This is a genomic window from Thioalkalivibrio sp. ALgr3 (assembly GCF_000377325.1).
GTDB lineage: Bacteria > Pseudomonadota > Gammaproteobacteria > Ectothiorhodospirales > Ectothiorhodospiraceae > Thioalkalivibrio.
Window position 1 is genome coordinate 1 of sequence record NZ_KB898003.1, and the last position, 11421, is coordinate 11421.

Here is an 11421-nt window from a genome sequence, read left to right on the forward strand (position 1 = left end):
CGAACCCTGCCCCCGGTAGGAGGCCGGCCCTCCGGCCGATTGTGCGTTCGGGCAATCTCTTGCGCCGGATCGGCCAGGGGCTGGCCTCCTACGGCGGGGCGAACCCTGCCGCCGGTAGGAGGCCGGCCCTCCGGCCGATTGTGCGTTCGGGCAATCTCTTGCGCCGGATTGGCCAGGGGCTGGCCGCCTGCGCGTACGGGATTAATCGCGGGGTTAATCGGGGGCATGGCCGGATTCTCCCTGGCGGTAGGGCGAATGCTCGTGCAGGCGCTCGCAGTGGCTGCGCATCAGGTCCGCCTCGCGTTCGCAGAAATCGCGCACCGGCCCGTCGAAGCCCGGGGTCAGGATCGCGTGGATCGACCAGGTGGGCGTGGGCAGGAAGCCGCGCGGGATCTTGTGCTCGCCCTGGGCGCCGGGCTCGAAGCGCGTGAGGCCCTCGCGGATGCAGAACTCGATGCCCTGGTAGTAGCAGGTCTCGAAGTGCAGGGCGTCCAGCTCCTCGGTGGCGCCCCAGAAGCGCCCGTACAGGGTGTCGTGGCTGCGGTAGCACAGCGCGGCGGCGATGGTCTCGCCGTCGCCATCCTCACCATCGCCATTCTCCGGGCGGCGGGCCTCGAACAGCACCACCTGATCGCCCAGTGCGGCGGCCGTCTCCACGAAGAACGCCTCGGTGAGCGTGGGGATGCCCATGTGCTTCTCGAAGGTGTCCACGTAGAAGCGATGGAAGCGCGCCCAGTCCTCCGGCGAGCCGGTGGCCCCGGTCAGGGTGCGGAAGGTGATGCCGGCTTCCGCGACACGCCGGCGTTCGCGTTTGATGTTCTTGCGTTTTTTCGACGACAGCGCGGCGAGAAAGGCATCGAAATCGGCATAGCCGCCGTCTGCGGCGTTGGTCCAGTGGTACTGGCAGCCCATGCGCTCGGGCAGCCCCAGCGGGGCCAGCGCTTCGCGGTCGGCGGACTCGGGGAACAGCACGTGGACCCCGGAGGCCTCCAGTTCGCGCCCGCGCGAGACCAGCGCGCGCAGCAGCTGACGGCGCAGGCGGTCCGGGTCGGGGGCCTCGGGGTGTACCAGCAGACGGGGACCGGTGGCCGGGGTGTAGGGCACCGCGACCACCAGCTTGGGGTAATACTGCAGACCCTGGCGCTGCCAGGCCCCTTCCCAGGCGAAGTCGAAGACGAACTCGCCGTAGTTGTTGGTCTTGGCGTAGGCGGGGGCGGCGGCGACCAGCGCGTCGTCGTGGAAGATCAGCACGTGCTGGGGGAACCAGCCATAGGCCCGCCCCAGGCACTCGTGGCGTTCCAGCCCCTCGAGGAAGGCATGGCGCAGAAACGGCTCGCGCCCGCCGGTGAGGGCATCCCACGCGGCGGGATCGAGCTCGCCCAGCCCGTCGCGCAGCTCGATGCGCTCGTCCACCCCGGCGGGCGGGAGGTCTTCACCGGTCGCCGCACGGGCTTCCGCGCCCGGGGTCCCGGGATCGTCGGACGAGTGCTCCTCGCTCACCGCCGTGTCCGCGTCACAGCTGCTCGTCGAGGTATTTCTCGGCGTCCAGGGCGGCCATGCAGCCGGTGCCCGCGGAGGTCACCGCCTGGCGGTAGATGTGGTCCATCACGTCGCCCGCGGCGAACACGCCCGGCACGCTGGTGGCGGTGGCGTTGCCGTCCTGCCCGCCCTTCACCTTGATGTAGCCGTTCTCCATGTCCAGCTGGCCCTGGAAGATGTCGGTGTTGGGCTTGTGGCCGATGGCGATGAACACGCCCATCACGTCGATATCCTTGGTCTCGCCGCTTTGCGCGTGCTTCAGGCGCGCGCCGGTCACGCCGGTCTGGTCGCCCAGGATCTCGTCGAGGTTGTGGTTCCACTCGATGTTCACGTTGCCGTTCTTTTCCTTCTCGAACAGCTTGTCCTGCAGGATCTTCTCCGCGCGCAGCGAATCGCGCCGGTGGACCAGGGTCACCTCGGAGGCGATGTTGGACAGGTACAGCGCCTCTTCCACGGCGGTGTTGCCGCCGCCGATGACCGCCACCTTCTGGTTGCGGTAGAAGAAGCCGTCGCAGGTCGCGCAGGCGGACACGCCCTTGCCGGCGAAGGTCGTTTCCGACTCCAGACCCAGGTACTGCGCCGAGGCGCCGGTGGAGATGATCAGGGCATCGGCGGTGTAGGTGGCCTGGTCGCCGGTCAGGCGGAACGGGCGCTGGTTCAGGTCCACGGTATGCACGTGATCGTTGATCACCGTGGTGTCGAAGCGTTCGGCGTGCTTCTTCATGCGCTCCATCAGCTCGGGGCCCTGCACGCCGGCGTCGTCGCCCGGCCAGTTGTCCACGTCGGTGGTGGTCATCAGCTGGCCGCCCTGTTCCAGGCCGGTGACCACGACCGGGTTGAGGTTGGCGCGGGCGGCGTACACCGCGGCGGTCCAGCCGGCCGGGCCGGAGCCCAGGATCAGCAGCGGGCAATGGCGCTCGTTCCCGCCGGACTTGCTGGCGGCTTCGTCGCTCTCGGAGGAAACCTGCACCGCCCCGGTGGCGGCCATGATGCCCGCGGGCTGCTTCTCGTCACTCATTTTGCTCGCTCCATGAAATCGGTCGTATGGGCGGGATTATTGGGGCGCGGGGCAGGCTTGTCCAACACCCGTTGCGATAAGCGAATTTCATGAACCCGTTCCGCCCCGATCGTGACCCCGGGCCATCACTACATGGGGCCGCCGGTGGACAACCGCGGCCCTCGCGCCAGCCGCGGCAGGACGCCGAATCCCCGAAGTTGTCCACAGGTTGTTCCCCGCTTGTTATTTCGCCGAGTACTATATGTAGTGGCTGGCAAGAGCTCGATCCCCGATCTATAGTATTCCACGTCATCGCCGGGCGATGACCCCAGATTTTTCCAGATGACCGTTTCGCGCGAGGCCTGCCCCCATGTACAGCGACACCCAGACTGCCGAATCCGCACAGGACACGACCTATCCGCCGCAGTCCGAGCCCTCGGCGGAAGTGATGGCCACCAGCCCCGGCCAGCATCAGGTGATCCGCCGCAACGGCAAGGTCACCAGCTTTGACCCGGCCAAGATCGAGGTCGCCATCACCAAGGCCTTCCTCGCGGTGGAAGGCGGCAACGCCGCGGCCAGCCGGCGCATCCACGACATCGTCAAGGAGCTGTCCGCGCAGGTGAGCGACAACCTGTTCCGCCGCGCCGGCACCCAGGGCACCACCGTCCACATCGAGGACATCCAGGACCAGGTGGAACTGGCGCTGATGCGCGGCGGCCATCACAAGGTGGCCCGCGCCTACGTGCTGTACCGCGAGCAGCAGGCGCAGAAGCGCGCCGCCGAGGCCGCCGAGCAGGGTCCGGCGGAGGAGGCCGAGGCGCCGGTGGTCCACGTGACCCGCGCCGACGGCACCCGCTCGCCGCTCGACGAGCAGCGCCTCAAGGCGGTGGTCGACGAGGCCTGCAACGGCATCGACCAGGTGGAAGGCGAGCGCATCCTCAAGGAAGCGCGCCGCAACCTGTTCGACGGCGTGCACGAGAAGGACGTGGGCACCGCGCTGGTGATGGCCGCGCGCGTGATGATCGAACAGGAGCCCAACTACTCCGAGGTTACCGCCCGCCTGCTGCTGGACAACCTGCGGCGCGAGGCCCTGAGCTTTGTCTCCGGCCGCCGCGAGGAGGCCACCCAGGCCCAGCTCGCCGAGCGCTATCCGGAGTACTTCGGCGCCTACATCCGCCGCGCCGCCGAGCTCGAGCTGGTGGACGACGAGCTGACCCGCTACGACCTCGACAAGCTGGGCGCCGCGCTCAAGCCCGAGCGCGACCTGCAGTTCACCTATCTCGGCCTGCAGACCCTGTATGACCGCTACTTCATCCACAGCGACGAGGTGCGCTTCGAACTGCCGCAGGCGTTCTTCATGCGCGTGGCCATGGGCCTGGCGATCAACGAGATCGATCGCGAAGCGCGCGCCATCGAGTTCTACGAGCTGCTGTCCAGCTTCGACTTCATGAGCTCCACGCCGACGTTGTTCAACTCCGGCACCCTGCGCCCGCAGCTCTCCAGCTGCTACCTGACCAGCGTGCCGGACGACCTCGACGGCATCTACAGCGCCGTCCGCGACAACGCGCTGCTGTCCAAGTTTGCCGGCGGGCTGGGCAACGACTGGACCCGCGTGCGCGGCATGGGCGCCCATATCAAGGGCACCAACGGCAAGTCCCAGGGCGTGGTCCCGTTCCTCAAGGTGGCCAACGACACCGCCGTGGCCGTGAACCAGGGCGGCAAGCGCAAGGGCGCGGTGTGCGCCTACCTCGAGACCTGGCACATCGATGTCGAGGAGTTCATCGAGCTGCGCAAGAACACCGGCGACGACCGCCGCCGCACCCACGACATGAACAGCGCCAACTGGATCCCGGACCTGTTCATGAAGCGCGTGGCCGAGGAGGGCCAGTGGACCCTGTTCTCGCCCAACGAGACCCCCGACCTGCACGACCTGGTGGGCGAGGAGTTCGAGAAGCGCTACTGCGAGTACGAAGAGAAGGCCGCGCGCGGCGAGATCAAGGTGTACAAGACCCTCAACGCGGTCGACCTGTGGCGCAAGATGCTCGGCATGCTGTTCGAGACCGGCCATCCGTGGATGACCTTCAAGGACCCGTGCAACCTGCGCAGCCCGCAGCAGCACGCCGGCGTGGTCCACAGCTCCAACCTGTGCACCGAGATCACCCTGAACACCTCGGACGACGAGATCGCGGTGTGCAACCTGGGCTCGGTCAACCTGGCCGCGCACGTGGACGAGAACGGCCAGTTCGATCACGCCAAGCTCGAGAAGACCGTGAACACGGCCATGCGCATGCTCGACAACGTGATCGACTACAACTATTACTCCGTGTCCCAGGCGCGGCGCTCCAACCTGCGCCATCGCCCGGTGGGCCTGGGCGTGATGGGCTTCCAGGACGCCCTGTACAAGCAGCGCATCCCGTACGCCTCGGAAGAGGCCGTGGAGTTCGCCGACATGTCCATGGAGGCCATCTCCTGGTACTCCATCAAGGCCTCCACCGACCTGGCCGAGGAACGCGGCCGCTACGAGAGCTTCCCCGGCAGCCTGTGGAGCCAGGGCATCCTGCCGATCGACTCGATCGACAAGCTGGCCGAGTCGCGCGGTGACTACCTGCAGATGGACCGCACCCGGCGCATGGACTGGGAGAGCCTGCGCGAGCGCGTGAAGACCATGGGCATGCGCAACTCCAACACCATGGCCATCGCGCCCACCGCGACCATCTCCAACATCTGCGGGGTCAGCCAGTCGATCGAGCCGACCTACCAGAACCTGTTCGTCAAATCGAACCTGTCGGGCGAGTTCACCGTCATCAACCCCTACCTGGTCCACGACCTGAAGGACCGCGGCCTGTGGGACGAGGTGATGGTCAACGACCTCAAGTACTACGACGGCTCGCTGCAGCCCCTGGACCGCGTGCCCGAGGACCTCAAGGCGCTGTACGCCACCGCCTTCGAGCTGGATACCCGCTGGCTGGTCGAGGCCGCCTCGCGCCGGCAGAAGTGGATCGACCAGGCGCAGAGCCTGAACCTGTACATGGCCGAGCCCTCCGGGCCCAAGCTGGACGCCCTGTACAAGCTGGCCTGGGTGCGCGGTCTCAAGACCACCTACTACCTGCGCTCTATGGGGGCGACCCACGTGGAAAAGAGCACCGTGGCGGACAGCAGCCGGGCCAACAAGCTCAACGCCGTGACCGGCGGCCCCGGTGACAGCACCGCGGGCTCCGACTCCGCGGCCGCCTGCTCCGTACTCGACCCCGACTGCGAGGCCTGCCAGTAAGGCAGGCCCCCGACCTCAACCGAACACCGAACACGTAACACCGAATCGACAAGGAGAACGCACATGCTGTCCTGGGACGATCCGATCGCCGCGATCAAAGGCGAAAACCAGCAGGAACCCAAGGTCCGTCCGGGCATGGGCTTCCAGGAAAACGAAGACCTGATGACCACCGCCGGCGCCGCCCCCAGCGTCTCGCCCGAGCCCGAGAACGCCGGCGGCCCCGCGCCCGACTACGATGAAGAAGCCCTGACCGGCACCGGCCTCGAGGACATCGAGCGCGGCGCCGAGCGCATCCGCGTGGACGACAAGAAGATCATCAACTGCAACGCCGACCTCAACCAGCTGGTGCCCTTCAAGTACCAGTGGGCGTGGCAGAAGTACCTGGACGGCTGCGCCAACCACTGGATGCCGCAGGAAATCAACATGAACGCGGACATCGCCCTGTGGAAGGACCCGAATGGATTAACTGAGGACGAGCGCACCATCGTCAAGCGCAACCTCGGCTTCTTCTCCACCGCCGACTCGCTGGTGGCCAACAACCTCGTGCTGGCCGTGTACCGCCACATCACCAACCCCGAGTGCCGCCAGTACCTGCTGCGCCAGGCCTTCGAGGAGGCGCTGCACACCCACGCCTACCAGTACTGCGTGGAAAGCCTGGGCCTGGATGAAGGCGAGATCTTCAACATGTACCGCGAGGTCCCCTCGGTGGCCACCAAGGCGGAGTGGGCCCTGCCGTTCACCAAGCACCTGGCCGACCCGAACTTCCGCACCGGCACCCCCGAGAACGACCAGAAGCTGCTGCGCGAACTGATCGCCTTCTACGTGATCTTCGAGGGCATCTTCTTCTACGTCGGCTTCGTGCAGATCCTCTCCATGGGCCGGCGCAACAAGATGACCGGCGTGGCCGAGCAGTTCCAGTACATCCTGCGCGACGAATCCATGCACATGAACTTCGGCATCGACGTGATCAACCAGATTAAGGTCGAGAACCCGCACCTGTGGACCGAAGACTTCAAGAACGAAATGCGCAACATGATCGCCGACGCGGTGGAACTGGAAGCCCAGTACGCCCGCGACACCATGCCCCGCGGCGTGCTCGGCATGAACGCGCCCATGTTCGAGGAATACCTGCACTTCATCGCCAACCGCCGCTGCGCCCAGATCGGCCTGGCCGAACTGTACCCCGGCGCCGACAACCCGTTCCCCTGGATGAGCGAAGTGCTCGACCTGAAGAAGGAGAAGAACTTCTTCGAGACCCGGGTAACGGAATACCAGACCGGGGGCGCGCTGAGCTGGGACTGACCCGGCGAGGCCGAGACCCACAGAAGCGGAGCCAGGGAAATGGCCACGCAGCAACAGAGGAGGGCGCCGGAAGACGGCGCCCTTTTTTGTGGAACGTTACGCCAGGTCCAGCGGACTCCGTACCGCCAGACCGCCCCGGTTCAGCACGTGCGTGTAAATCTGGGTCGTGGACACATCGCTGTGGCCCAGCAATTCCTGCACCGTGCGGATGTCGTAACCGCCCTCAAGCAGATGTGTGGCAAAACTGTGGCGCAAGGTGTGGCAGCTCGCCTTCTTTGCGATACCCGCCCGTCGGGCCGCAGACGTCACCGCCTTTTGCACGGCCGTCTCGTGCAGGTGATGCCGACGCGTTGCACCGCTTCGCGGGTCCACGGAAAGCCGTCCGCTCGGAAACACGAACTGCCAGCGCCACTCCCGCGCTGCCGCGGGGTACTTGCGGGCCAGGGCGTCCGGAAGCAGGGCCTCCCCGAAACCGGCATCCAGGTCTCGTTGATGCAGTGCCCGGGCCTCCTCGAGATGCCTCGAAAGTGGATCGAGCAGCGATTGCGGCAACGGGACGATACGATCCTTGTCGCCCTTGCCTCGCCGCACCACGATCAGCCCCTGATCGAACTCCACATCCTGGACGCGCAGACGAAGCGCCTCCATCAGCCGCATGCCCGAACCGTAGAGCAGGGAGGCGATGAGCCAGTGCATGCCATCGAGCTCCGCCAGCAGACGGTTGACCTCGTCGCGCGAAAGAACCACCGGCAACCGTTTTGGCCGACGAGACCGCCTGAGCGCTCCCAGATCACCCAGGGGTTTCTCCAGCACCTTCTCGTAAAGGAACACCAGCGCATTGAGCGCCTGGTTCTGGGTGCTGGCCGCGACATTCCGTTCCACTACCAAATGTTCCAGAAACGCAGCCACTTCCGCACCGCCAAGCTCATCCGGGGACCGCTCCTCGAAATGCCAAAGAAAGCGACAGGCCCAGCCGAGATAGGCCTTCTCCGTGCGGAACGCCATACCCCGTGTACGAATGGCCGAGGCCAGCCGTGCAAAGAGATCAAGATGCTTGCGGATGAACGGAGTAAAGCGCGTCTCGCCAACTCGTTGTGCGTAATCTTCCGGCGAAACCGGCGCAAACTCCCGTGCCGTCGTGGCATGTTGCGCCTCCAGCGTACGCGCCGAATCCCGCCAGAACTCCCAGTCCGGCGGTGTCGCCCATTCTGGCTTCACGATGCTATACAGAATCCGTATAGCATCGACGGTCTGCCGGAACTGCCAGTCCTGAATCGACGACTTCTGCCCTTCGCTGGTCAGATACTGAGCGATATCCTCAGCCCCGAGTTCCGCGAGGCGACGACCGGGATACGCCGCGATAAACCGTTCCGCCCGGACCACGTACCAGCGTACCGACTTTGGCTTAACCCCTTGAGAAATAGCCACATTCCGGTATCGCTCCCAGAAACGGCGTTCCCTTTCGGCACGACTTCCTGTCGCCATCAGCCGACCTCCTTGTTTATCCATGATTCGCTCATGGGTATGCTGCAGGAACAGCGGCTGCCAGAGCAAGGGCCGGCGCTGCGAGAATCAGGTGCTATACAGATTCTGCATATCACCAATATGACAGATTCTGTCTAATCTAGTGTTGGGTGTAAAAAAGATGGGGGTCTGATGACAGCGGGCGAATTGGTTGTAATTGTTCTTTCAAGCTCCGTGCTTGCGTCGGTTGTCACGGTAGTTCTTGGAGGAATCGTAAATAGAGCACTCAAAAAACTCGACTATGCGGACGAATACTATAAGACGGTGCTCAACCGTCGAATAGAAACGTACGAGGTTATCGAAGGCCAGATATCCTTATTGAAGACAAGCGCGCTCGGAGTTGATGGCAGGCCATACCATCTCATCTTTGCTTATGGGGTAGAGACGTTCCATAAATTCATGGCAGGAATGTCCGAGGGCATGGTTCGGGGGCTCTGGTTAAGCGATGAGGTGCAGAACGCGTTGGTTGAAATAAATCATGAACTTCTGGACGTTTCTTTTAGAGTGGATGGGGACGATAGTCTCATAGTCCTAGGCCAAGAGAGATATGTGCGCTTTGCTGAACTAAGGCATAAGCTTGAGCACGCCTTTATTGCGGATATGAAAGTACTCCATGAAGTGAAACAATTTCTTTCTTCAAAACACGATAGTGAGCACAAGTTCATGCCGTTTTCTGTTGCACAAAAGGCGGGAGACACCCAACAAGAAGCTCCAGCCGACGCTCGTACCTCGCGCGGCTGAGCAGAACGTTAAAGCAACCAGTACTGATGCCGTGGCACTGTTTGGGCATTCGTGAAAATATTGTCCCATAGACAACAGAGGTTAGTCCTATGGACCGACAGAAGGTTGAAGACGAAGCTCTGCACCTTTCCAAGGAAGACCGTGCCCAGTTGATCCAGCGACTGGTTCTTAGCCTTGACTCTCCGTCCCCGGAGGAGCTCAGAGCCGACTGGCTGAGTGAAGCTCAGCGCAGGGCCAAAGAGCTGAATGAAGGGACGGTTCAGACCATCCCCGGGGAAGAGGTACTGAGGAAGGCGCGAGCACTGGTTAGATGACTTATGATTCTCACCCGGCAGCGGAAGCCGAATTCCTGGAGTCAGTGGGTTATTACGAATTCCGTGTTCCAGGTTTGGGTGACGCTTTTATTGAAGAATTTGAAGCGTTGATAAATCTTGTCTGTGAGACGCCGAAGGCATGGCAGATTGAAGCTGAGCCCAATATTCGCAGAGCACCCCCTCCACCGATTTCCATTGTCGCTGATCTATCTTGAGCAGGCCCACATCATACAGATTCTGGCAGTCGCTCATGACCGTCGTCGTCCCCAGTATCGGCTCGGCAGGCTTTAACAAGTTGCTGCACACAGAAAAACTGCTCGCTGCGCTCCCAATTTTCCGGTGAGCAAGGCGTTGGGCATAACAGGATGGAGGGAGTGTGCGAGAGCTAACAATACTGACCGGTGCGGGGATTAACATGGGAATTTCTGCCGAGTGTCCGGAGGCGCGAGACCTTATTGGCTTTACCTATCAGAAGATTAGTTCCAATGTGTATCATAGGCTCCCGCCTCACGTGAGCGCGATGTTTAGCCCAGAGTCGTTTGATTATATTTTGGGCGGGTTGATAACCATCAATCTTACTATAGAAAAAACGAAGGCGGATTTGGCTCGATTCAACGTCAACGAGCAGGCTTTTCTTGATTTGTTTCGCCAGTCTGACCTTCAGGAGAGCATTGTCGAGGCGCTCGATGAGATAGAGCGGCAGCTCACGGTATCGCTTGAACAGATGCTTGGTGTTGTAAATCATTTTGACCCTGCGCTCGACGTTATAGGGCAGAAGTACAACGCGGTTAACTATTACACCGTGAATTTTGATGCGCTATTTGATCACATGATCTACGGTCCTAACTATAAGCGCGGACGGGTAACCACCGACTTCTGGGACGGGTACGGGAGCCTAAGGAAGGATGCTCAGGCGCAATTCAGCATCTGCCATCTTCACGGAGATTTGAGATATAAACCAAACAAGCGCACTAGGTACAATGATCCACCTTACCGCTGGCCTGTGGTGGTCGTGGGGGATTCGGAAGTAAAGAAAGGGATTATTGGATCTGAGAAGGCTTTAAGGTTTTATAACAGTCGGTTCAGAGGGTCATTTTCAGAGCGCGGCCCATGGCAGGACAGGACACTTGCAATAATCGGGTTTGGATTTCGGCATGAAGATGCCCATATAGTCAATGCGGTTGAGCACGCCCTCAACAATCAGGTTTATGATAGGGTTTTTCTATATAGCCCGGAAAATTCCTTGGCGCATACGCCGCACCGATACACATGGGTTTCACCTAATCAATTGGGGCTTAGGGATTTCCTGCAAGAACTTTAGCGGTCAGCAGCCCTAGGATCGGCATCGCACTCGCTAGTGGGCGGCATGCAACTCGGCGGCGCCCAACAAATCCATCGAGCGGACGGCAAAAAAGCTTGCGCTTTTCCGCTGCCGCTCATGTCCGGCGTTATGGAGTTACTGTCGAAAGTGGTGTACGGGGGGATTGAGGAAGGCGGCGTATCCGGCTGGAATGGAAGTGCGAGCAACCAGCCAGCCAAAGGAGATACGCCACCATGGCTCACGATACGACAGACATCCCGAACGGACCAGAGGACCCGTTGACCGATCTGCTGCGCCGCGGGGCGCGGGATCTGATCAAGCAAGCGGTGGAGGCCGAGTTGCAGACGTTCATGGAGCGCTACGCGGAGGACCGCTTGCCGGACGGGCGCCGGGCAGTGGTGCGCAATGGCTA

At 62.4% G+C, this 11421-nt stretch carries 9 protein-coding genes and 1 pseudogene; 7 read left to right on the forward strand and 3 right to left on the reverse strand.

From position 1 onward, the window contains the following. Window positions 1–213: 213 nt before the first annotated feature. Together C998_RS0113285 and trxB are read right to left on the reverse strand one after the other, a co-directional pair. A complete protein-coding gene (locus tag C998_RS0113285) occupies window positions 214–1500 on the reverse strand; it encodes a GNAT family N-acetyltransferase (protein ID WP_018871367.1) in 1287 nt (428 codons plus the stop codon). 13 nt (window positions 1501–1513) lie between these two features. Then, window positions 1514–2557 carry a thioredoxin-disulfide reductase gene (gene trxB, locus C998_RS0113290; RefSeq protein ID WP_018871368.1) on the reverse strand — a complete coding sequence of 348 codons (1044 nt, stop codon included), beginning with the start codon at window positions 2555–2557 and terminating at the stop codon, window positions 1514–1516. A gap of 349 nt (window positions 2558–2906) precedes the next feature. Here trxB and C998_RS0113295 point away from each other — a divergent pair, with 349 nt between their 5' ends. Next, complete coding sequence (locus C998_RS0113295; protein ID WP_018871369.1) at window positions 2907–5807, forward strand: ribonucleoside-diphosphate reductase subunit alpha; 2901 nt, start codon at window positions 2907–2909, stop codon at window positions 5805–5807. Between the two features lie 63 nt (window positions 5808–5870). Further along, a complete protein-coding gene (locus tag C998_RS0113300; RefSeq protein WP_018871370.1) occupies window positions 5871–7109 on the forward strand; it encodes a ribonucleotide-diphosphate reductase subunit beta in 1239 nt (412 codons plus the stop codon). Between the two features lie 96 nt (window positions 7110–7205). Here C998_RS0113300 and C998_RS0113305 read toward each other — a convergent pair whose 3' ends face one another. Further along, the gene (locus tag C998_RS0113305; RefSeq protein WP_018871371.1) at window positions 7206–8492 is read right to left on the reverse strand and encodes an integron integrase; all 1287 of its coding nucleotides are present in this window, start codon (window positions 8490–8492) and stop codon (window positions 7206–7208) included. 273 nt (window positions 8493–8765) lie between these two features. Between C998_RS0113305 and C998_RS14965 the strand changes: the two genes are divergently transcribed. From C998_RS14965 to C998_RS14980, 5 genes and pseudogenes are all read left to right on the forward strand, one after another. Continuing rightward, a complete protein-coding gene (locus C998_RS14965) occupies window positions 8766–9374 on the forward strand; it encodes a hypothetical protein (protein WP_156001335.1) in 609 nt (202 codons plus the stop codon). Window positions 9375–9463: 89 nt separating this feature from the next. Beyond that, on the forward strand, window positions 9464–9688 hold the full coding sequence (locus C998_RS0113310) for an addiction module protein (protein ID WP_018871372.1): 225 nt from the start codon (window positions 9464–9466) through the stop codon (window positions 9686–9688). Next, window positions 9685–9903: a hypothetical protein gene (locus C998_RS14970; protein ID WP_156001338.1), complete on the forward strand. Its 219-nt coding sequence runs from the start codon at window positions 9685–9687 to the stop codon at window positions 9901–9903. Before C998_RS0113310 ends, C998_RS14970 begins: the two co-directional genes overlap by 4 nt. A gap of 161 nt (window positions 9904–10064) precedes the next feature. Further along, the gene (locus tag C998_RS14975) at window positions 10065–11009 is read left to right on the forward strand and encodes a hypothetical protein (protein WP_156001341.1); all 945 of its coding nucleotides are present in this window, start codon (window positions 10065–10067) and stop codon (window positions 11007–11009) included. A 233-nt stretch (window positions 11010–11242) separates the two neighbouring features. Continuing rightward, window positions 11243–11421: pseudogene (locus C998_RS14980) on the forward strand (IS256 family transposase); the annotation flags it as partial.